Origin of the sequence: Shimia sp. R9_2, assembly GCF_017743735.1 — a bacterium.
Lineage (GTDB): Bacteria > Pseudomonadota > Alphaproteobacteria > Rhodobacterales > Rhodobacteraceae > Shimia.
Genome location: NZ_JAGHRO010000011.1, coordinates 98,466 through 120,481, shown reverse-complemented (window position 1 = coordinate 120,481; position 22,016 = coordinate 98,466). Strand labels below are relative to the sequence as shown.

The 22,016-nt window shown below is 50.6% G+C and carries 18 protein-coding genes; 12 read left to right on the top strand and 6 right to left on the bottom strand.

Annotation, left to right across the window (positions count from 1 at the left end; translation table 11 throughout):
• Positions 1-407 precede the first annotated feature (407 nt).
• Together J7400_RS19585 and J7400_RS19580 are read right to left on the bottom strand one after the other, a co-directional pair.
• Positions 408-1,484, bottom strand: a complete 1,077-nt coding sequence (locus J7400_RS19585) for a Gfo/Idh/MocA family oxidoreductase (RefSeq protein ID WP_209065789.1) — start codon at positions 1,482-1,484, stop codon at positions 408-410.
• A complete protein-coding gene (locus J7400_RS19580; RefSeq protein ID WP_209065788.1) occupies positions 1,481-2,506 on the bottom strand; it encodes a glycosyltransferase family 2 protein in 1,026 nt (341 codons plus the stop codon). The genes J7400_RS19585 and J7400_RS19580 overlap by 4 nt, the downstream gene beginning before the upstream one ends.
• Positions 2,507-2,702: 196 nt before the next feature.
• On the opposite strand from J7400_RS19580, the gene J7400_RS19575 reads away from it, so the two are divergent.
• Both J7400_RS19575 and J7400_RS19570 read left to right on the top strand, forming a co-directional pair.
• Positions 2,703-3,632, top strand: a complete 930-nt coding sequence (locus J7400_RS19575) for a glycosyltransferase family 2 protein (protein WP_209065787.1) — start codon at positions 2,703-2,705, stop codon at positions 3,630-3,632.
• 134 nt (positions 3,633-3,766) lie between these two features.
• Complete coding sequence (locus tag J7400_RS19570; protein WP_209065786.1) at positions 3,767-5,032, top strand: glycosyltransferase family 4 protein; 1,266 nt, start codon at positions 3,767-3,769, stop codon at positions 5,030-5,032.
• A 32-nt stretch (positions 5,033-5,064) separates the two neighbouring features.
• Here J7400_RS19570 and J7400_RS19565 read toward each other — a convergent pair whose 3' ends face one another.
• Positions 5,065-6,375, bottom strand: coding sequence for a polysaccharide biosynthesis/export family protein (locus tag J7400_RS19565; RefSeq protein WP_209065785.1), 1,311 nt, complete (start codon positions 6,373-6,375; stop codon positions 5,065-5,067).
• A gap of 80 nt (positions 6,376-6,455) precedes the next feature.
• On the opposite strand from J7400_RS19565, the gene J7400_RS19560 reads away from it, so the two are divergent.
• From J7400_RS19560 to J7400_RS19520, 9 genes are all read left to right on the top strand, one after another.
• On the top strand, positions 6,456-7,670 hold the full coding sequence (locus tag J7400_RS19560; protein WP_209065784.1) for a glycosyltransferase family 2 protein: 1,215 nt from the start codon (positions 6,456-6,458) through the stop codon (positions 7,668-7,670).
• Positions 7,664-8,683, top strand: a complete 1,020-nt coding sequence (locus tag J7400_RS19555) for a glycosyltransferase family 2 protein (protein WP_209065783.1) — start codon at positions 7,664-7,666, stop codon at positions 8,681-8,683. Before J7400_RS19560 ends, J7400_RS19555 begins: the two co-directional genes overlap by 7 nt.
• Before the next feature lie 20 nt (positions 8,684-8,703).
• On the top strand, positions 8,704-9,837 hold the full coding sequence (locus J7400_RS19550; protein WP_209065782.1) for a glycosyltransferase: 1,134 nt from the start codon (positions 8,704-8,706) through the stop codon (positions 9,835-9,837).
• Between the two features lie 178 nt (positions 9,838-10,015).
• Complete coding sequence (locus tag J7400_RS19545; RefSeq protein WP_209065781.1) at positions 10,016-10,957, top strand: sulfotransferase; 942 nt, start codon at positions 10,016-10,018, stop codon at positions 10,955-10,957.
• The gene (locus J7400_RS19540) at positions 10,954-12,132 is read left to right on the top strand and encodes a glycosyltransferase (protein WP_209065780.1); all 1,179 of its coding nucleotides are present in this window, start codon (positions 10,954-10,956) and stop codon (positions 12,130-12,132) included. Before J7400_RS19545 ends, J7400_RS19540 begins: the two co-directional genes overlap by 4 nt.
• Positions 12,132-13,715, top strand: a complete 1,584-nt coding sequence (locus tag J7400_RS19535) for a GMC oxidoreductase (protein ID WP_209065779.1) — start codon at positions 12,132-12,134, stop codon at positions 13,713-13,715. Before J7400_RS19540 ends, J7400_RS19535 begins: the two co-directional genes overlap by 1 nt.
• A complete protein-coding gene (locus J7400_RS19530; RefSeq protein WP_209065778.1) occupies positions 13,712-15,040 on the top strand; it encodes an O-antigen ligase family protein in 1,329 nt (442 codons plus the stop codon). The genes J7400_RS19535 and J7400_RS19530 overlap by 4 nt, the downstream gene beginning before the upstream one ends.
• A gap of 49 nt (positions 15,041-15,089) precedes the next feature.
• A complete protein-coding gene (locus J7400_RS19525) occupies positions 15,090-15,830 on the top strand; it encodes an acyltransferase (RefSeq protein WP_209065777.1) in 741 nt (246 codons plus the stop codon).
• Between the two features lie 43 nt (positions 15,831-15,873).
• Positions 15,874-16,851: a lysylphosphatidylglycerol synthase transmembrane domain-containing protein gene (locus J7400_RS19520; RefSeq protein WP_209065776.1), complete on the top strand. Its 978-nt coding sequence runs from the start codon at positions 15,874-15,876 to the stop codon at positions 16,849-16,851.
• Positions 16,852-16,884: 33 nt separating this feature from the next.
• Here J7400_RS19520 and J7400_RS19515 read toward each other — a convergent pair whose 3' ends face one another.
• Positions 16,885-18,060, bottom strand: coding sequence for a Gfo/Idh/MocA family oxidoreductase (locus J7400_RS19515; protein WP_209065775.1), 1,176 nt, complete (start codon positions 18,058-18,060; stop codon positions 16,885-16,887).
• 413 nt (positions 18,061-18,473) lie between these two features.
• On the opposite strand from J7400_RS19515, the gene J7400_RS19510 reads away from it, so the two are divergent.
• Positions 18,474-19,640, top strand: a complete 1,167-nt coding sequence (locus J7400_RS19510; protein ID WP_209065774.1) for a glycosyltransferase — start codon at positions 18,474-18,476, stop codon at positions 19,638-19,640.
• A 7-nt stretch (positions 19,641-19,647) separates the two neighbouring features.
• On the opposite strand, the gene J7400_RS19505 is transcribed toward J7400_RS19510, so the two are convergent.
• Together J7400_RS19505 and J7400_RS21445 are read right to left on the bottom strand one after the other, a co-directional pair.
• Positions 19,648-21,471: an ATP-binding protein gene (locus tag J7400_RS19505; RefSeq protein ID WP_209065773.1), complete on the bottom strand. Its 1,824-nt coding sequence runs from the start codon at positions 21,469-21,471 to the stop codon at positions 19,648-19,650.
• 18 nt (positions 21,472-21,489) lie between these two features.
• The gene (locus J7400_RS21445) at positions 21,490-21,981 is read right to left on the bottom strand and encodes a molybdopterin-dependent oxidoreductase (protein ID WP_209065772.1); all 492 of its coding nucleotides are present in this window, start codon (positions 21,979-21,981) and stop codon (positions 21,490-21,492) included.
• Positions 21,982-22,016 lie beyond the last annotated feature (35 nt).

Genomic DNA, 22,016 nt, shown 5'->3' with positions numbered 1-22,016 from the left:
GCGCAAACCGCCCTGATTTCAGTGCTGTAGTGAATTCGAAACGGCTGAGTGGTGTACCGTCTCGATACTGCATTGCCGATGTAGCGCGCAAAAGTAACCAGAACCATAATGCGAAATAGTGCGCCGAAAGATCGGCAAAAACCCGCGTGAAACTGAAAAAGGACATTCCATAATCCGCCTACTCGAACTCTTCGACCAGCCTCTGAAATAAAAATGCCCGGCAATATTCTGGAAATGGCCCACAATAAACTACATGCCGGAACCGAAACCACGCCGGCCACTGCTTGCAGCGACCTGTCAATGATCAAGCTAGAGTTCCAACATGTCATATTGGCGCCCGGACCTTGGCGAAACTGTGACTAATAAGTCCGTATTAATTTGTCTCTTCGCACTAATGAAATTCCACTCTATTTGCGAAAGTTGTCGATACGCTCAAGCTCCTCAATGATGGAAATGGTTGTTCTTAAAGGCATTATGTCACTCTCAACCAATTCCCCCGTCAAACATCTCGCAACTTCATCTATTTCAAATTGTAACCCTCCGCCACGAAATGAGGCAGAAAATGCCCTAGATGGTGGAAAAACAGTCCGAATCGCTTTCTTTAATTTTTGACCTGAATAAGAAGAGGCGAATCGAGATTTTAAAGAACTTGGACTTTTGGCGAAATTTGAAAATGTCACAGAGGAAAAATTAACTTCGCGCGCTTGAATAAAGGGGGCTGAAAGAGAGAGGCGCGCCTTGGTCCCCGCAATAGTGAGTGTGTTCTCCAATTGAGTGGCATGACTTACAGTTATTGCCGAAAGTGGGCTAGGTTCACCTTTGGTGTTATGGCGTAGTGATATCGACGCGGTTCTAATCGAGCTGCTTTCCGAGCGCTGCAGATCGCCGCCAACAACCTCAAACGGTCCAAGAAGATACTCAGCAATGGAAAGCCCGTAGCACCCAAGGTCGTTGAGTGCACCACCGCCAAGCGCTGGATCGGTGATTGGGTCGCCTTGGCGTTCTGCCCTGGCAAAGCCAAGCGTCGCATTTAAGTGCGCAATCTCACCCAGCTCGCCACTCCGGATCTGGCAGCGCGCCTTTGCCAACATCGGAAGAAAGCGAGTCCACATCGCCTCCATGCAAAACACATTTGCGGCCTTTGCAGCCGCTACGATTTCTCGCGCATCCGAAGAATTTGTCGCAAATGGCTTTTCACATAAAACCGCTTTGCCTGCGGCAATAGCAATGAGGCAATGCTCTTTGTGCAGCGCATTGGGTGTCGCGACATATATTGCATCAACGGCATCTGACGTCGCCAGTTCCTCGTAATTTGCAAACACCTTCGCTCCGGGATGAACATCCGCAAGCCGTTTGGCGTTCTCCATTGATCGTGAGGCGATGCCTGAAAGTAAACTCGTGCGACTAAATCTCATGTCCCACGCGAACTGCTGCGCGATCGAACCTGAGCCGAAAATTCCCCACCGGATCTTTGCTCCGCTCATGATTTGCCGCCTTTAGCGCCGGGGGACCCGGCCTTAGCAGCGCGCCCGAACAACAACCTGCACTTTGCGCTGCACCTTATTATGAACTGCTCACGGAGATTTCTCAGCAGCTCCTCGATCACGGGAAAGGGGGCATAAAAGCAGCGAATAGCCTCAATTGGGCTACGAGATTTCACCGCATCAATAAGTCGAAGCCAGTGCCATTTTTTGAGCGTCTCAATGTAGTGCGCCTTCAAAGCGGTCCGATCCTTGGGCTTTAGCGCAGGATTTGCCATCAATAAGAGGTCGCCTTGCACCAGCGCCCCCAAGTCCCGCGTAGAATGCTGACCGCTCAATGAGGTTGGCCGCATCACGGCAACGTATCCACAAGGATCCGTCAGACAAAATCTCGCGCCACTCAAAAGTGCGGACGCGTAAAGAATGTAATCCTCCCCCAATCGAAGACTTTCGTCGTAACGAAGGTTTGCCTGCTCTAGGAATGTTTTGGAGATAAGCGGCTTAATGAAACCTAGCTCCCGACGCCCGCCACGTTCGCTTGAAAGGTTCCCTTGGACGAAGCCCGCGAAATCTATGCTGAGTTCATTGATTGGTTCATCTGAAATCAAACGCTGCCGAGGGCCATCAATATCACTTTCGGGCACCTTGAAAAGGTCGTCTGCAACAAAATCCCAATGTGTTTCTTGTGCGATAGCCAAAAGTGCTCTGAGTCTCCCTTTCTCCATAAAGTCATCTGAGTCCAGAGGCGTAACGTAAGGCGCGCGAGCTTCATCTAATGCAAGGTTGCGCGCTGCAGCAGGACCCTGATTATTCTTCTGCCTTAAAACACGAACCCGATTATCTGCTGCAGCCAGCCTCTCAGCACAAATCAGCGTTTCATCAGTAGAAGCGTCATCGACCACAATGACTTCTACAGAGACACCCTCTTGATTTAGCGCAGACCTTACCGCCCGAGAGAGGGTCTCAGCGGCATTCCAGGCAGGGATAATTACCGAGACAGATGGTATATCTTTAGGGGCAGTCAAGTCCGGCCAACCGTTGCTTTAGGTGGATTGTGCAAATGGCATCTCTGTTGCCAAAAAGAAAACTCACAACAAAAATAGAGACTTGATGCGGAGTAATCTGTTGCAAACCTCTTTGAGGCACGGCAGTCTTCGAACATCTTTAAGTTCTTAACCCACTAATTTCAAAATCAAATTGATAGAACCGTATTAGACCCAGATGACCGATGCAACGGTAATAATTGCAGCATGGAATGCTAAAGCAACGATTGAAAAGTCAGTAAGCAGTGCCCTTGGTCAGCGGGATGTAAAAACGCGCGTCGTGATTATTGACGATGCGTCAGATGAAGATTTTGCAGATCAAATTCCTGTGCGAAACGACGTGATCTTCGAGAGATTGGCTCACAACGGCGGCCCGGCCGCGGCACGAAATGCAGCACTAAATCACTGCGAAGGAAACTGGATTTGCGTGCTTGATTCTGACGACACGATGCAGCCAGACCGCCTCAAAGAAATGATTACATACGCGGAGGAATTTGATGCCGACGTCTTGCTAGGAAACTTCCAAAAGGTCGATGAGCAAGGGCATACATACGAGGATGGTACTTTTCTAAGGTATAACGAAATTAAGATTGGCGCTAAAGTTGCATTAGAGGAATACGTTTCCGATAATATAATTTCCCCAAAATCAAAAAGCACGGGGTATTTAAAGCCGGTACTTCGTAGATCTTTCATCGAAGAGAAAGAACTAGAATACAATAGAAGCCTGAGAAATGGCGAGGACTGCCACCTGATATTTGAAGCGTTGGCGAAGGGGGGGAGAGTTCTCGTTTGGCCAAAAGCTGACTACCTCTATACTGTTAGGAGAGGGTCGATTTCTCACCGAATAGATCCCGATCACTTCGAAGCACTGATCAAAGAAGATTGTAAGTTTGTCGATAGATATCATAACGATATCAGCAATCATGCGATTGATCTATTTAGCGAAAGAGAGATTGGCCTTAGAAAAATGATGGAAACCGAACGCATCATGTCAGCGTTGAAAGCTAGGCAAGTGGGTGCAGCCTGCCGTCACTTATCACGTCACCCCCATGCTATTCCGATGGTCGGGCATCAGCTGCTGGAGGCAATAAGGAATAGAATTACTTAAAAATATAGGTGCGCTTGAAAGGCATAGCGCCACTTGGTGGTTTTGTAATAAATTGAGAATTAATCCCTAAGGGTATATCTCGCGTATCAATCCGTATAGCTTCAAGAGATGAACACCCTAAGGTGGATTCAAATTTGACGACCTCTGCGCCAGTTTATGCAACGATATTGATGCATCGCCGCCTGAGCAACCTCAAGTCGGGTAGCGGTGTGCACCTTATGTACCTTTGTTCAATCCTCTTTGACGCAGGCTATCAGGTTCGCATTGTCGCTGCGCCGACCACCAGTTTTGGACACATCCCATTTTGCCGCCCCGATCGCGTTTTATGCGACAACGACATACCTGTCATTTGGCCCGGAAGTCTGAAGGTGGGTAGGCTTTATATTTCGACCCGCTCGCGGGTATGGAGAAAATTCATTCTCCGCGCCCTCGCCAGCGTGACGTCTCTTACCAAGGGCTTAAACGGAGGGCGGCGACTTTCCTTTCCCAGCGCTTTAGGCAAAACGCTTACAGATAGGGAGGCTGAAGAGGTCCAACGCGCAGCAAATGCTCTGGGTGCAGATTTGGTGATTGCCGAGTACTCTTCCCTCGCCCCCTTGCTCGGCGGCTGCAATGCTAAGAAGCGTGGCGTTTTGATGCACGACCTTTTCTCCAGTAGGGCAGTGTCTTTTCAGGAGTCCGGCATATGCCCAGACCATAACCCCATAACGCTAGATCAAGAAGTTGCGCGCCTGCGTGACGCGCATGTTTGCATTCACGCCTCGCAAATTGAAGCCGATGCAGTCAAACACCATCTTCCAGATGCAGAACATATCTGGATGCGCCCACGGCTCACAAAAAACACCGGAGATTCAAGCGCCCCGCCCCGCGTCGTTTTTATTGGCGTAAAACACGGCGGCAATCGCGCCGCATTGGACATGATCCTCAAAGAAATATGGCCGCGCGTTTGGCAAGAAACTGGCGTGGAGCTTTGGATTGTCGGCGAAATTTCAAAATGGGTGGAAGGCAGACACGACGGTGTACGCTGTGTAGGTTTTGTTGAAGATCTACGCACTTTAGGTGATGGAAATACCATTGGCATTGCGCCCATGCTGGTCACGAGTGGGATAAGCATCAAAATCGGCACTTATCTTGAGCTCGGTATGAGAGTTGTCACTTTCAAAAAGACTCTCGAAGCTTATAGCGACATGCTGGATGGCCTGGTCACCGCCGTCGATACGCCAGAAGAATTTACGGAGACCCTAATTGACATGCTGAAGAAGTCCGAGGCGCAGCGAGGCTGCCCGCAAGATGCGGTCCAACGCCTTGAACCCGAAATGTCAAATGAAGAGCTTTTGGAGGCACTTCGTTGCCGTCAAGTAAGCTCGTCCAAGCAGCAAGTCGCCCGCCACGATGATTGATACCTGCCGCATGCAGCAGCAGGCGCTCTAGATTAGCCAGGGATCACTTCGTCCGCTGGGACGAGACGCTGCTCGACGTTAATCACATCGCCCGGCAGCACGATCGTGTCAGCGCCGGGGATCATTTTTGCAGCGTCGCCGCGTCCACGTTGCAAACTGAAGATCGTTTCTGTCTGGAGATCCTCATCAACTGCGGTATTCGTTGCACCTCGCTCCAACAACAGCAGGCGCACGGTTTCGCGACGACTGAGAAGTGACTCAATTCTCGCGCTCACGTTCTGCAGCTCAACAGCGGCTTGTGTGGCTCTGTTCGCTCTCAGAGCAACTATATCTCTCTCAGCTTCCTTGATACTCTGGCTGGCTCGAAAGAAGGTGTTTTGCAGATCAAGCGTCTTGGCTTCCACATCAAAAACACCTTTCTGAGCTTGCGTTAACTGGGGAGCCTTAGCCAATCCTTTGTCTACGAGAGATTGCGTGTTCTCAAGATACTCCTGCGCGAGGCGCAACTGTTCTTGTTGGCTCTGAATCTTTTTTTCAACGTTTTCGATTTCCGTCGTCAGCAGCGCGATTAACTCCATCAACGAAGCCTGCTCTCGTTCTAATGCTGTTCTGCGAGAGCTGAAAATGCGCGTCTCCTCATCCAGCAAGCGCGCGAGCTTATCAGCGCTGCTGTCTCGGCCGAGCGTTTCGGGAAACCGCAGCTCAGTATGCTCCTCAATTTCTGCACGCAAACGATGGGAGGTTATTTGAGCACGAAGCAGTTCTGCCTGAATTTGTTCAAGCGATCCTGTCTCACGCAACACGGACAGTGGATCACCATTAACTGTATCGAGATGGCGACCACCACCCGCGAGGGCAAAAGCTTGAAGCACTGTCAAACCTGGTTGTGCCGAATACGCCCCGGGATTATCCACATCACCGAGGATGTAAAACGCGCCGTACTCAATAACCTCAACAGAGGTCGACGGCGGATCATTGCTCCGCACCTGTGCCTTGAGAGCATCAGCGACATCGTATGCGAGCTCTTCAGGCGTGCGCCCTGCCGCCGGCAGATGCCCCGCGAGCGGCACCATGACGCGGCCTTCAGATTGCACGGAAAACTCTCCGCTAACAGCGCGCCAGATCACATAGTCCCGCTCACCTTCATCCCAGATCACAACCCGAAGGCTGATTTTATCTCCGGCTGAGAGCCTATATATGCCGTCATTTTCTAGTGACTGCGCAATCCCCAAAGACGCAGTAGCCAAAAAACTTAACGAAATCAGCAAAGCCCAAATAATGCTCTTTTCCTTCCGAGCAGCGAAGTGACACCCGAACATCACACCGCCACCAGAACTTTCCATTTAAAACTAGACATAAGAAAAATACCCATGTTTGAATAATCATCGATTGTTTGACAATTATTCACTTAAGGCTTGTCTCGTTGCAAGGTTCGATTTCTGCAATTATTCCGACATTTAATCGGAGTAATTTTCTTCAAGAGGCAATTGATGCCTTATTGCATCAAACGCGACCCGTGGCTCAGATTATTGTGTGGGATGATGGGTCAACCGATGCGACGCCTGAAATAGTCAAATCAGCGATGAACGCTGATAAAAGAGGGGTAATTCAGTACTTCCGGGCCGAAAATCAGGGCAAATCTTTTGCTTTGAATAGTGCCATGAAAGAAGTGCGGGGGGAGTACGTGTGGATCTGCGATGACGACGATATCGCTTGTCTGGATGCGGCGGAGAAAATGGCCGAAGTGCTTGACGCAACCGATGTGGGCATCGTGGCGGGAGCACATGCGCGCTTCAGGACAGTTGAGCCCGAGAATGACAAAGAGTTCTTCGGGACAGGTTATTGGCCAGACTTATCGTCAGGCAGCATCATTCGTCATCTGTTGGAAGACATTTTCTTTTTCCAAAATGCCAGCTTGGTGCGTCACGCTTGTTTTGACAAAGTGGGGCCGTTTCGCGAAGATTTAAGCCGTTCAATTGACTATGAGATGTTTGTGCGATTGTGCACGCGTTTTCGGGTCGAGATGATCGATGATGTGTTGTTCTACCAGCGCAAACATGACGGCTCACGTGGTCCAGCAGGCCAGCAACATGCGGCCAAAAAATCCGAAGAAGTTTGGCTTTCTGCCGATCGGGAGATATTCCGCGATCTCTACCAAACATTGCCGATTTCTTTCTATGCATCGTTTTTTGAGGCGGAGAAATCAGCCATGGCCTTACGGGCAGCTCATTTGCAGCGTGCTTGCGTTTACGCGCGGCGTTGCGATTGGGTGCGCGCCATTGAGGACTTTAAAGCCGCAGCACAAATGGCAGAAAATGACGGCCTCACACCGACTGAAATTGACATTGTTGTGAGGTCTATGGCCGGTAAGCACGGTAACGCCGAGGCGTATTCTTCGCCGGTACGCAAACAGCTATTGAGCCTTTCGCAATTTGGCCTTTCGGGCAAAACAATTTTAAATGCACTTGGACGAGGATCTGTTTGGCGCGTAAGAGAGGCGTTGAACAATCGCGACTTTGAACTGCTCACGAAAATTACAACTTTTCTTTTGCAATCCGGAGCGCGACCGCGCCCCGGAATGCCTGCATCACATCTGTCTGAGTTGGACCACCTGACACATGAGGCATACAATTGGTAACAACGATTGACCCCGCGCGCGTCGCCGTTCTTATTCCGACCCTGAATGAAGCAGATCAGATTGAGGCTGTGCTGAGCCAGATCATGCATGGAGATGCTGTCGCTTCTCGCTGCACAGTGATCGTCGCAGATGGTGGGAGTAGTGACGACACCTGCGCCATTGTTACACGCCTCATGAGCAAGCATTCCAATTTGCATTTGAGGCACAATTCTCAACGCATACAAGCGGCTGCATTCAATTTGCTTCTGTCGCCGGAATTCGACGGCATCGACTTCGCGATCAGATGTGATGCCCATGCTGCCTATCCACAGGGCTACGTCAGTGATCTGGTGCACTGTATGTTAGAGAAAGAAGTCGACTCGGTTGTTGTTCCAATGGATGCCGTTGCTGACAGCAACAGCTGCTTTCAATCAGGGCTCGCCTGGGTTGCGGATACCCCTCTTGGCGCCGGAGGCTCCCCACATCGTGGCGGGAATGTTTCCGGGTACTGTGAGCATGGGCATCATGCAGCGTTCCGCATGTCGACGTTCCGAAAGCTCGGTGGTTACGATGTTGACTTTCGTACCAACGAAGATGCCGAATATGATAAGCGGCTGAGCGATTTTGGCGGCAGTATCTGGCTGAATTCCGATGTGCGTATCAAGTATTTTCCGAGAAAGACCGCAAGCCGTTTGTGGCGACAGTATTTTCGTTACGGCGAAGGACGTGCGCGGACCTGTCTTAAACACAGCATCAAGCCCGCGCCGCGTCAGATGATACCAGCCGTGCACACGGCAGTCTGTGCTGTTAGCTTGGCTGCCCTACCTATCACGTCCCTGCTACTTCTGTGGCCCGCGTTCTATGCCTTAGCTATGCTGTCTTGCGGGATTTTGATTGCCCTCAGGCACCGCTCCATCTGTGGCCTTGCTGCCAGCGTTGCTTTAGCAACCATGCACTTTGCTTGGGGAATTGGGTTTCTCTCACGTCTGATGAAGAAATCACCCAGAACATTTTCCCCGCAGCCTGCAGAATAATCGCGGATCGAAGACTTCCTATGTCTACAATCGCATTTTTTGGTCACAACTCAAACGAACCTGCAGTCCGTCGACGCGCTCGCGCTTTCCAATCAGCCGGTCATGAGGTCATCGGCTTCATGCCACATCGCGGTACCAAGCAAGACACGGGGTGGCCGCTCGTTGACCTCGGAGAGACTGCCGATAACGCCTACGGGCAAAGGCTGCTTTCTATTTTTAAAGGCGCTAAAATTGCAGTGCGACACGAGCGCGAGTTGGGCAGGGCTGATGTTATTTACGCTCGAAATCTTGATATGCTCGCGGCAGCTGCGCGCGCGCGTTCAAAACTCAGCCTCAACACTCCATTGATATATGAATGCCTAGACGTGCATCATCGCCTTACTGGCACTTCCGCAATCGCCCGCCTTTTGCGTGGTATAGAGGCGCGCCTACTAAAACACTGCGCATTGGTGGTGATTTCTTCGCCTCGCTTTGAGAGTGAGCACTTCGCCGTACATTACCCAAATGCCTATCGATCTTTCTTGCTCGAAAATCTGATGATCGACGGAGACAATTTCCCAGATCGCCCAACCAATGATGACCCATCGCCAAAGCAGCGTCAGCGCCTCCGCATTGGCTGGTTTGGCAATCTACGTTGCCGTAAATCGCTCGCTTTGTTGCTAGGGTTGGCCAAGAATTTTCCGGAAGACGTCGATATCGTATTGCGCGGCTACCCCGCACCGGGCGTGTTTGAAGACTTTGAGGGTGAAATCCGGCCCTATGACAATGTCTCTTTTGGTGGCCGGTATAACGCCCCGGACGATTTGTCTGAAATGTATGCTGATGTCGATCTGGTCTGGGCGGGCGATTGGTATGAGGAAGGCGCCAATTCACTCTGGCTATTGCCTAATCGTATTTATGAGGGGGGATATTTTGCGACCCCTGCCCTGGCCCCTGCGGGCACAGAGACTGCGCGCTGGCTTGAGGATCATGGAAGTGGCATTCTTCTCAATCAACCAATTGAGCAAGCTCTTGAAAAAGAAATATTGGTACTGTTGAAAGACCGCACCCCAATAGAGAAGCTGCGGGCCCAATTACTATCGCTCCCTCGCAGCACTTTTGTGGAGACCCCTGCGACAACGCAGAGCCTGCTGCAGGCGGCAACGGCCACCTAGAGAGCGGGCATCTGAGAAGCAAGTGCGCCTTTGATTGCGGCGAATACGCCACAAACACTAAGGCGCATCTTTAAAAAGATACGAATTGTAGATTCCACAATCGACTCGGGTTAATCTCTTAATGTCTTTTGATCGACATTTTTTATTTTTCTTATCTGACTCTCAAGGTCATTGAACTTTGACAAGATTACCTGACTTTATCATCGGCGGTGCGCCGAAATGTGGCACGACATCGTTGCATTTTATACTGGGGCAAAATCCGGAAATCGGTATCCCCGATCAGGAAATCCATTACTTTGATGCGGACGATCCGATCACGCATCCCGACTTTCTGACTGAAAACGAAAACGGCCTTAAATGGTTCGACCCCAGTCAAGAGAACGCACCCAACTTGAGTTGGTATATGTCTTGCTTTTCTGAGTTCCAAAATCATCAGCTCGTCGGAGAAGATTCTACAACCTATCTTTTTTCTGCGGTCGCAGCGCGTCGCATCAAAAGACTATTGCCAGACGTGAAGCTGGTCTTTCTTCTGAGAAACCCCGTCAAGCGCGCCTACTCTCAGTATTGGCATCTGATTTGCAGCGGCCGTCTAAGCTGTGGTTTTGAAACAGCCATTAGCGCGCACAGCTCGATCATACTCGGCTCCACTTATGCGCCGCATCTTGCGGAGTATTTTCGAGTATTTGGCCGTGATAATGTGCATGTCGCACTGTTTGAAGATTTTCTGAGCGACAAACAGGCTTATTTAGACGGTGTTACCGCCCATATTGGAGCCTCGAATATGGACGTAGAAACGCTGAAAACTTGGTTCAACCGTACCAACTATCCCTCCCTGCCCAAGGGCCAACAGCTGATCAATTATCTCGGCCAACCAATCGTTTCTCGCCGCTATCGTAATCACATGGGGCATGAATCTGGCTTGTCTCATGCCATCAGAAAAAAAATTCATTATCAGTGGTTTAAGCGGATTAATCCGATCCTGCTCACAGCTCAGAAGCCGCCCGCAATGAAGTCAGAAACAGCCAGATACCTGACAGGGCATTTGTCGCTCAGAAATGCCGGGTTATCAGAGCTGTTGGGGCGCGATCTGTCACAAGTCTGGCCAGGGTTTAGCGAATGACAGCCAGCCGCATAGATATCCTGCTTGTATATGACCCAAGATTCACTGGGGGAACGGCGAGCGCGATTTTGACTGACGCCCATGCTTTTCATACAGCTGGTTTGACAATTGGATTACTGGAAGTGATTTCCGGATTTTTCATTGATGCGGGCACTGACAAAAACACAGCGTTAGCGGCGCTGGCTGATTTACCGGGTGTCAAAGTCATCAAACCGGGAGCATGTGTTGTTGCTGACACGACCTTCTTTCACCACCCGCTGACTTTCGCACATCAAGTGCAACAAAACGCAAAAATTCGTTCAAACACATCCGTTTTGGTGAGCCATCATCCTCCATTTCGCGGTGATGGATCACTTGAATATGACCCGATTGCCATAACACGATATATCGAACAGTCTTTTGGTCTTCGGCCTATGTGGGCGCCAGTCTCAGGCGTCATCCGAAAACATCTGCGCAGTTTCCTGCCATTCATACGGCTAACAAACGCCGATTGGGTGAACTCCTTTGATACCGACAACTGGATGTCCAGTCGTCCCATTTTTGATGGGCCCATTGCAACGGTTGGCCGTCACAGCCGCGAAGATCCGCTAAAGTGGCCGGACACTGCAGCAGAGGTTACTGCACATGTTGCGCCATGGGAGGCGGGCTGGAAAACACGCGTTATGGGGTGCCCAGAAGCGCACCTCAATTCTCTCGGCGCCAATTTAGACGGTTGGGAGATTGTGCCATTCAACAATGAACCTGTGGACCGTTTCGTTGAAAGTCTAGATGTGTTCTCCTACTTCCACAGCCACAAATGGGTCGAAGCCTTCGGGCGCACGATCCTTGAAGCCATGTTGATGGAGCGTCCCTGTGTACTGAGCCCAAGCCTAAGAGATACGTTTGGGCCGATGGCGTATTACGCCAACCCGGCAGACGTTCATGATCTGGTTCGATCTCTTCGTTCAAACGTCAAAGCAATCCGGCAGAACTGCACAGATATCCGTGAGCGTGCGGCACAGCAATATGCAAGCAAGGCCATCCCCGAAAGACTGAGCGCCCTGCAAAACGATACAGGCAGCTGTTCTCGCCTAGGGCCAATTCAAGCTGCTCCGATCACTGCATTGAGAAAACTGATTGGCTTGAAGCGCCGTCAACGGAATGCAGTATCCATAGAACAGGCGGCAAAGCCCTGATGACGACCGTTACGCTGCAAACCGCCCTTTCGAAGAACTACGATGTTTGCGTTATTGGAGCGGGCGCTGCTGGCTTGGCACTGGCTTTGTCACTTGGGCAAGCAGGGGTGAAGGTTCTTGTCATCGAACAAGGCGGGTTTGACGAGGGGACAATTGATCCTAGTGAGCGTAGAGACCTTCATCTTTCAACCGACACTCACGATCCACGGCATCGTACAAACCGCGAAGCAGTGGCGGGTACATTGCTTGGCTGGGGCGGGCGATGCATGCCATTTGACCCAGAAGATTTCGCGCAAGCCCGTTCGCGCCACAAGCACCCTTGGTCAATAAGTTTCAATGATTATGCTCGGTGGATCGCTCCGGCCGCGGAATTTCTCAAAGCAGATTCGACATTTAGATACTCCTCCCTTCCGAATGGCCCAGACATTCCCGGCGTCTGTCTCGAGAAAGTGGAGCTCCTGAATGCCCAAGACCAAGCGACCAATCTGCAAGAGCGACTCAAAAACGGGCTTGAGCCCATTGATCTTTTACCTAGGACACGCGTTCTCTCCTTTCGTTGGGAAGCTTCTGAAAAACACCAAGTGAGAGGACTCACATTAACCCATGCAGGGCAAACATGTGTCCTGCCCTGCAAAAAACTCGTTTTGGCCTGCGGCGGACTTGAAACCACACGTATGTTGCTGCTTGAAAAAGCTGCACATCCCAAGATCTTTGCTTCCACTGAAAATGCCCTTGGGCGCTACTACATGGGGCACCTCACCGGCGGTATGGCTGAAATCACTTTCACTGATCCACAACTCGCCAAGCAATTCGGCTATCAAAGTGGTCGTGGTCGCAGCCCGTATCGGCGCCGATTTTGCCTGTCAAATGGCGCACCAAGTAACGTGGCTTTCTGGCTTGAAAACCTGCACCCTGAAGATCCCCGACAAAGCTCCGGCGAGATCTCCCTTAAAAAACTGCTCAAAAAGCCCAAGGGTCTCGAAGATGCCGGCAATCATATCGCCAATGTTCTCAAAGATCCCATTGGTGCATCAAACATCCTGCGTTCGGCAGCACAGCGGTTTCTGCCGCCTTCGATGCGACGCCCTCAACGTCTCGCCTTGGTAGGCCGCGGGCCGTACATTCTCGCTTATCACGCAGAACATTTCCCAGAACCCGAGAGTCAGGTTACACTTTCTGAAGAAAGAGATAAATTCGGGCAGCGCATGTTGCAGATAGACTTTCGATACGGACAGCGCACAATTGATGCGCTAATGGCTGGCCACAAGCTTTTGGCAAAGCGCCTCAAAGCAGCGAATGTTGCTGAGATCACGCTGCCGGAAGACGAGGCTTTTGCGAAGGCCATCGAAGACAAGGCTCGCGATGGCTATCATCAGGCAGGCCTTACTCGCATGTCTGCCACACCGGGATCGGGGGTCGTTGATAGCAACTGCTGCGTACATGGGGCCGACAATCTCTATGTCGCCTCCGCCTCAGTTTTTCCGGTGTCAGGACAGGCCAATCCAACGCTTTCGGTTGTGGCAATGTCATTACGGCTGGCAGACCACCTTAAACGGCACCTTCGGAGTGAGGTAACGCAATGACCGCTACTGCGACACCGATGGAGGTCTTGGAAATTCGCGAACGCCGCCGGGATTTCGTTCTTGTTGCCTTGTGGTTTTTTGTAACTTTCAAACAATTTCGCTTTGACGAGCTCATACTCTACCCGCTGGCGCTCTACTTCGCGTGGGCCTTCATAAGAGATTTTCAGAAGATTTTCCCTTTGATTGCCCGCAGCTTCGTCCTTTTCCTTTTTCCTGCTTGGTGGCTTTTGTCAGCAATATGGGGCGTTGAGACGACCTTAATTCTAAGGTCAGGCCTGCAACTGCTCCTGACAATCATGATCTGCTATTTCATTGCAACAAGGTTAACGGTCCGTGATTTGATTTTAGCTCTGGCTCTGACCGCGACCTACTACGGCGTACTTAGTTTTCTCGCGCCTTACCTGGGTACAGGTACGAGTGCCCGTGGTGTGTTTTCGAGCAAGAATGCCATGGGAACAGCGATGGTGATCCTATGGCTCTGCTCTTTGTGTATAGTTTTTGATCCGGATTCATCTAAGAAACGCAAGCTCTTCGGGATGTTCTCTTTGGTTTTGTCCGCTTGGCAAATTTACATGGCAAACTCCGCCACCGCTATGCTCTTGGCATTTGGCATCGCGGTGATCGCCTTCTTGTTCGCAATCGTACCTCAGACGGGCATTCTAAAACGCCGCTGGTTCTATGCCCTGGGTTTTCTTGCGGTAGCCGCGCTCCTACTAAGCGCCTCGGCCTTTTTTACAACGCAAAGCATTGATCCCATAAATGCTGTTCTTGGCGCATTCGGTAAAGACACGACATTAACCGGCCGCACGCTGCTCTGGGAATATGCAACACGCCAGATAGAGGACGACCCTCTTCTCGGCGTTGGGGCTGGCGGCTTTTGGACACCTTATGACAAACTGTCTCAGGCTAGCCGCATCTATGAAGAGTTCCACAAGGCCACCTATGCAACCTTTTCTTTTCACAATTCCTATTTTGAAATTGCTGTACACCAAGGACTGATCGGTCTCTTCTTCTGCATCCTGACGGTTCTCTGGACAATCGGAAGCATCCTGCTTGCAAGAAGCCAGACCAATCCGATCCCAACTGTATTTTTCCTCTGTGTCTGCTCGGTTTCACTCGCTCGTAGTATGACCGAGTCTGACTTCATCGCGCCGTTTGCACTGCTCACCATGCTATTTATAACCGGGGGATTAATGTCAGCTATGTCTCGGGTGAAGACGCCTGAGACTAAATTTAAGCAAAATGCCCGATTCAGTAGTGTTCGTATTCAGCCACAGCGCCCACCTTTTCTTACCAACCCTGCTACCTCTTGGAACGGTGCTTAGTTTCGGCCCCGGTTGGGAACCCTCATAGATAAGTTTTTGAAAGCGGCGAATGACGCAAAATTTCAGTAACAACAGATTGCAGCAAGGCAAACAAAGTGCACTCAAAAGCTACCAGCAGCGGATCGTTGGGAGCGAACGTTTCTTTGACCTGCTAAAGTATGAAGCTTGCACACTATTTCTTATGAATTTGCCCGGCGCGCTTGGGCTACTGCTACGACAAAAGATCTACCGCGCCCTGATTGGCAAACTTGGCAAAGGCGTAGCGATTTCCCGTGGCGTTACTTTGAGGTGTCCACAACGTCTCACCCTGGAAGAGAGTACCCTTGTTGACGAAAACACGGTCTTTGACATCAAGAGCACAGAAGCATCCGTTTCAGTTGGCGCACAGACGCAAATTATGGCGGGTGTCCGGTTTGAGACTGGATACGCAGGACACATCTCTGTTGGGAGCAACAGCTTTGTTGGTGCCTATACTATATTGAATGGCCACGGCGGCTTAACCATTGGCGATAACGCCCTGATCGCAGGTCATTGCCACATCATAGCCGGAAATCATGGATTTGCAGACTTAACCACCCCTATGATCTCTCAGGGCGTAAACTGTCTTGGTATTCAAATCGAAGATGATGTTTGGCTCGGTTCAGGCGTACGTGTACTCGATGGTGTGCGGATTGGACATGGCAGCATCATCTCCGCTGGGGCTGTGGTGACCCAGAATGTAGAACCCTACAGCATTATGGGGGGAGTTCCGGCGAAACTCATTCGAAAGCGTACCGAAGAAAATGTCTGAGGCGCCAGCTGGAAAGGGCCGTCTTCGGGCGGTGATCTCATTCTTGATCAAGGCGGTCATTAGCATCGGCTTGCTGACGTATTTGCTGTACACGCAAATAGACAACATGGATGAAATCTGGGAGGCCATAGGCCACGCTGATCCTGTGCTTCTTCTGCTGGCATTTTTCCTCAATGTTTTTGGTTATCTGCTGTGCTCTTGGCGTTGGCGGATTCTCTTGGCTGCTCAGAAGTTTGACGTACCTTTAATGGTACTGATCCGTGCCTACACAATCGGAATATTCTTCAACGCATTTTTGCCAGGCCTGATGAGTGGCGACTTTATGCGGGCTTACGACATTTCTGACCGCGTAGGATCCTATACGCGCTCTTTCCTAATTCTCTTTGTGGAACGGCTTACAGGTATGTTTGGGCTGCTCGTCTTAGCTGCGCTCGCACTGCCTTTCGTGGGGCGCGATATTCTTGCTCAAACCGGCGTTCATTGGGTGCTCTTGGCGGTTTTTGTTCTTCTTTTTATTGCCAGTATTGGCCTTGCATTGATGCGTAAAGAACGGCGTCAAACGTCTACCTTTAGTCTGCCCGGTGCTCAAAAGCTCCAGAGTATAGCTGGCAAGATTGGTGAAACATCTCGAGCCTTTGGGTCCGAAATGGGAGCGGTCTACAAATGTATGGGAATTTCATTTGTGTTTCAGGCCAACGTAGTGCTGCATTATTTTTTGATTGGAGTAGCACTTGGCATTGAGGTTCCTGTTTGGATCTATTTTGGGATTATTCCGATCTCGCTTTTTGTCATGATGATCCCTGCCTCAGTCAACGGTATTGGCATCCGCGAACAGATTTTTGTGTACCTCTTTGGAGCTTTTGGGATTGGTGCTCCACAGGCCATTTCTCTCGCGTGGATTGGGTTTGGAATGGTCTTAATTCAGGCTGTTGCAGGTGGTGTCATCTTTGCGATGCGGAAGAGACAGCGCAGCGATTCGGTGGACCCTTTGGCTTGGTCAAGCGCGAGCAGCCAAGAATAAGTGGGATACCCAAGGTCATATCCCCTTTTGAGATCAAGAAGGCTCAAGCACCTTCATCGGTTCCATTTTTTCGGGTGCTGAAGTGGGATAATATTCTGCTCCAAAGATCTCCGGATGCTGAATCGCGAGCGAAACTTCAGTGATGTGCAAAGAGAACTCTCCGCCCAGACGCGGTGAATTACCACTCTTCAGTGCCATCGCCATCTCCGCAACACCAAGCGCAAAGTCCATCGGATACCCACGCTTAGCCGTGGAAATTTCGCGCGAGGCCTCCGGCTGTAAGCGTTTGCCAAAATCCAAGCCCAAGAGCTTTTTTGCCCCGCGTTGCAGACGGGTTGTTGGTAAAGGAGTGGATCGTACAGGTGAGGAGAAATCCCAAGTTTCGTCGACGCTCAAAACGCCGTCATCGCACATGATACGAAACTGGTGGTCATGTGGCGCGACAATACTGTTGGTTAGCCGTGCGACCAATCCATCATCAAACTCCAGACAGGCCGCCGTGAAATCAGGCGTGGTGTAGTTGGTTGGTGTATCCGGTCCTTTGTCTGCCACTAAGCAACTTGCAAAAGACACCATCCGTCGAACAGGACCGAACATGCCAACAAGCCAAGTCAGGGCATATCCGGCATGCTCCAATGTGCAGCCCGTCTCAAATTCATTCTCCGCCGGCCAATATGCGCCAGAAGCCGTTTTCCAATTTTCATAACCGATACGATGAACCATGCCATCGTCCATCTCAGCATAAACGAGACGCGGCACCCCCTGCTCGCGGTTGCGCACCGCCTGATAGAGAGTCTGTCCTGCTGGCCCCAAAAAACTCGAGGGTGCGGAAACAACGTACAACCCTTTCTCTTGTGCCAAATCTACCAAATGCTTGGCTTCAGGCAAATCCAATGCCAGCGGCTTTTCAGAGTAGACATGCCGCCCGGCAGAGAGACATTTTTGGGAGATCGTGTAGTGCTGCGCTGGCGGAGTAAGATTGACAACAATCTGGACGTTCGGATCGGTAAGGATCGCATCCAAACTGTCATACTGCGGGGCGCCATAGTGGCTGGCAAATTGCCTCTGCCGAGCCAGGGAAATATCGTGTACGCCCTTGAGATCTAATAGCCCGGTCCAATTGCTAAGGGTGGCCTGATACAAATCAGCAACATAGCCACAACCTACAAAGGCAATTCCGATTTTTTCAGCGAAGTCACTCTTCATCATAAAGTCTCAGAACCGATAGACCCATAACTGAGTGACTGTCGGCGCAATTAAAAAATGAACAAAATTATAGTTATTTAATCAGCTTAACACATCATTCCTTATCACTATTTTGCCTAACGGCACAATCGCAACGACAACGAATTACGTCTCGCCCCAATAAGCCGCCGCTATATTGCGCGAATGCATCAGTCTATCTAAATGGTTAGCACTCTAGTCTTGCTTTGTAAGGCTTGGAATTCCTACAACGAGGACGAATAATTTGCACGTTCAGGCAAAATTGGTTTGACTAAATGCTGCAAGAGTTTGGAGACTGGTCCTCACTGCAGGTGCCCTAGCGGTAGAAAATGCGGTTTTTTAGACAAGACGCCACCAGATTTCGGCGGAAATAGCAGTATTAAATTTGAGATGCCTTGATGCGAATTTTAGTTCTAGCGCCGCAGCCATTTTTCTCTCTGCGCGGCACTCCGATTGCTGTGCTGATGCTGCTTGAAAGCCTTGCGGCAAAGGGGCATGAGATCGATATGCTCGCCTTCGCTGAGGGTGATCCCGTGGAAATAAAGGGGGTCAATATTTTTCGGGTAGCCGATCTGGCTCTATTGCGCGGCATTCGCCCCGGCTTTTCCGGAAAAAAAGCTTTCGCTGACCTGTTGATGACAGCTATGGCCATCGCAAAATTATCGCGCAACCGCTATGATGTTATCCACGCAGTCGAGGAAATGGCCTACGTCGCGCGATGGCTCAAACCGATCTTTCGCGTGCCTTATGTATTTGACCTAGACTCCTCTATTCCCATGCAAATCGAGGAGAAATACAAACTTCCGAGGCCCATCAAACGCATGCTGGAGGCCACGGAGCGTGGCGCTCTTAGACGCGCGACTGCAGCAATCACCTGTTGTCCGGCACTGGAAGACATTGCTCGTGCCAATGCGCCAGATTTGCCCATCAAAACTATCACTGATGTCAGCTTGCTCGACGGAGCCTTGATAAAGCAGGACGATGTCGACACATCGGATGCCAGATTTGATGCTCCCGTGGCGATGTATGTGGGAAATCTTGAACACTACCAGGGGCTGGATCTGCTGATGGAAGGACTTGCCCGCGCCCTCCCTCAAAGGCGGATGCATCTGGTCGTGATTGGCGGGGCCAGCGAAGACATTACGCGATATAAAACCAAAGCCGCTGATCTCGGCATCGGCGACGTCAGCCATTTTTTGGGGCCGCGTCCGATTTCTGCACTCGGAGCATATCTGAGCGCCGCTGACATCGTCGTGTCTCCGCGTTTAAAAGGTGTCAACACGCCGATGAAGGTCTATTCATATCTAGACAGCGGCCGCCCGCTGCTCGCAACGGCCCTCTCGACCCACACCCAGGTGATAGGCCAAGATATCGCTCATTTGGTTGCACCGACGCCTGAAGCGATGGCCCAAGGATTGCTGCACTTGACTGCAAATCCGGAAGCGGCCGAGGCTCTCGCCGCACGTGCCAAAGAGCGCGTGAAAGAAGAGTTCAGCCATGCGGCATTTCAAACGCGGTTGTCCGAGTTTTATCAGACAATCGTGGCCGCTAGAGTGCTAACTTGAAGATGTTTTAAGTCGACTGAGGTGCCGCGAGCTTGGCGAGCAACTCTTGTTTTGAAACGGGCTTTCCGAGAACTTCGTTTATACCTTCCGCGAGATACTCCTCTATTTGGTGTGTCATAACATTTGCAGTGACCGCTATGATTTGCGTAGCCTGCGCGCCGTTGGCCATTTCCAGTTTCCTGATTTCGTTCGAGGCTGTGATGCCGTCCATAACCGGCATTTGTATGTCCATGAGAATGACATCGTATGTAGTCTTGGAAGCAGCTTCTACAGCTTCCTTCCCGTCTTTAGCCTCGTCAATCTGGAGCGGCGTATCTTTGAGAAAGCGCTTCAGCACGAAGCGGTTTGTCGCATTGTCGTCGACAACTAAGAGCCTCTTCTTTTGCAGAAAAGGCTGCTCGCCTGCCTCCTCTACCAGTTTAGGTGCCTGCTTTGAGCTGTCTTCAATTGGTGTTTCTTGCTCGGCTAACGGCAACTCAAACCAAAATACCGAACCTCTGCTAGAATTGTTCGCAACCCCAATGCGCCCGCCCATCGCCTCACAAAAGCTGCGGGAAATCGCAAGCCCAAGGCCGGTGCCACCTTTGGAACGCGTAACGCTGTTGTCTGCTTGAGAGAATGGTTCAAAGATTTTTTCTTGTACGCTTGGATCGACTCCAGGCCCTGTATCGCACACTTCAAACCGGCAAATTGCGTGATCGTCGATGAATGACGCTCGAAGCGAAACGGTGCCGTTTTCAGTAAATTTAATGGCGTTGCCTATCAAATTGTGCAGCACTTGACTTACCCGCTGTTTGTCACCGCGCACAAAATGCGGCAACTGATCCAACGGGCTAAGAACAAGGGAAATCTGCTTTTCACGGGCGCTGGCTGTGTAGAGTTCGACCGCTGCATGTAGAGTTTGGTGTAGATCAAACACGCTGTTTTCTAATTCAAATTCACCGGACTCAACTTTTGAGAGATCCAAAACATCGTTCAAGGTTTTCAGCAGCAAATCCCCGGCATGCGATACAATGGTGAGACATGATCTCTGGTCCTCGCTCAGCGGAGTTTCTAGGAGCTCGCCAGACATCCCAATGATCCCATTCAGCGGCGTCCGGATTTCATGACTTACATTTGCAAGAAAACGTGACTTCGCTTCATTTGCCATTGAGGCTGCCTTAGCTTCGGCGCGCAAGTCTTCTTCTTTTCGTTTGGCGCGAGAGACGATGCGGGCTTCAGCTAACAGATAAACAACTAGTATGGCGATCAGCACAAGCACCAAGCGCTCGCGAACGATCCCACGTGACCTAGCCAATTGCTCAAGTTCACGCTTCGAAAAAACCTGATTGGTATATGAGTCTTGCCAAGTTTTTTGCAATACAAAGCCAAGCCTTTGAACATCCTGCGCTGCGCTGAGAAGTTGCACGGGATCATAAGCGCTTTCGTCCAAAAGCAGGGGGTCAAGTTCAATCAGTGTCGATTTGAGTGCGTAGAGAGGATCATAGAAACTTTCAAAAAACCGCAGATCTGAAGTTAGCGCGATGTCAACTTTGCTCCAAAGTAACTCGAATCTAAGTATAACATCTTGAAGATCTACTTCACTGAGCGACACGGTCTTTGGGTCCCCGGTGAATACGAGGCTAGTGGAGTATCCAAAGTGAAGCGTATCTACGATTACATCGTTGAGACGCCAAATAGTTTCGCTGCTGCCAATAAGGGAACGCTTCCGTAGGCCTTCAATATCTCTTTGGTTCGCAATGAAAACAAACATCAAAGAAACCAATAGCCCGAGGGCAATCAGCGTCCTAAAATTTCGCAGGTTGATAAAGCTTCTGAGGCGCTCAAACATCTTGATTGTTACACGACGTCAGCGCGTGTAGTCCAGTTGCTTGAGTTGCCAAACCATACGCCTTTCAGCGTTAACATCTAAAGAGTCTGACTTAGTAGTTGGATAGATAATCCAAATCGGGCCGCGGTCACGAACTCGCATAGCCTGTCCATTATGTTCCAGCGCGAGTAATACTTGATATTTGCGCGCATCGCTCAACGGGATCTCTATGCTATAGTCATTTAGCGCGAAGGCCACAAACGTACCGGTTTCAATATCTAGATAGCGTAAGAGAGCCGACATTGGCGTGCCTGTGAAGGTTTGCTCTCCCTCCAAAAACGGAGACTCTGTTGTGATGGTCTCCCAGCCAATTTCTTTCAGCTGATCACGATCAAAGGTGACCTGTTCTCCGTGTGAAAGGTCACCGGTCACGGTCAGAATGGTCGCACCCTGAGGCTCGGCGCGTCCCTCCCCAATAGCGGCAATTAAGAAGACGAAGCTGAGGAGAGCAAAGTTTAGATTTCTGAACACTGCGGTTCTCTCCGTTTTGTGGCTTGCAGCGGGTT

What these genes read in the sequence shown, in the direction of transcription:
- J7400_RS19530 (WP_209065778.1), top strand. Translation starts at nt 13,712, where the DNA reads ATGACCGCTACTGCGACACCGATGGAGGTCTTGGAAATTCGCGAACGC.
- J7400_RS19535 (WP_209065779.1), top strand. Translation starts at nt 12,132, where the DNA reads ATGACGACCGTTACGCTGCAAACCGCCCTTTCGAAGAACTACGATGTT.
- J7400_RS19525 (WP_209065777.1), top strand. Translation starts at nt 15,090, where the DNA reads ATGACGCAAAATTTCAGTAACAACAGATTGCAGCAAGGCAAACAAAGT.
- J7400_RS19515 (WP_209065775.1), bottom strand. Translation starts at nt 18,060, where the DNA reads ATGATGAAGAGTGACTTCGCTGAAAAAATCGGAATTGCCTTTGTAGGT.
- J7400_RS19585 (WP_209065789.1), bottom strand. Translation starts at nt 1,484, where the DNA reads ATGAGCGGAGCAAAGATCCGGTGGGGAATTTTCGGCTCAGGTTCGATC.
- J7400_RS19510 (WP_209065774.1), top strand. Translation starts at nt 18,474, where the DNA reads ATGCGAATTTTAGTTCTAGCGCCGCAGCCATTTTTCTCTCTGCGCGGC.
- J7400_RS19540 (WP_209065780.1), top strand. Translation starts at nt 10,954, where the DNA reads ATGACAGCCAGCCGCATAGATATCCTGCTTGTATATGACCCAAGATTC.
- J7400_RS19575 (WP_209065787.1), top strand. Translation starts at nt 2,703, where the DNA reads ATGACCGATGCAACGGTAATAATTGCAGCATGGAATGCTAAAGCAACG.
- J7400_RS19505 (WP_209065773.1), bottom strand. Translation starts at nt 21,471, where the DNA reads ATGTTTGAGCGCCTCAGAAGCTTTATCAACCTGCGAAATTTTAGGACG.
- J7400_RS19565 (WP_209065785.1), bottom strand. Translation starts at nt 6,375, where the DNA reads ATGGAAAGTTCTGGTGGCGGTGTGATGTTCGGGTGTCACTTCGCTGCT.
- J7400_RS19550 (WP_209065782.1), top strand. Translation starts at nt 8,704, where the DNA reads ATGTCTACAATCGCATTTTTTGGTCACAACTCAAACGAACCTGCAGTC.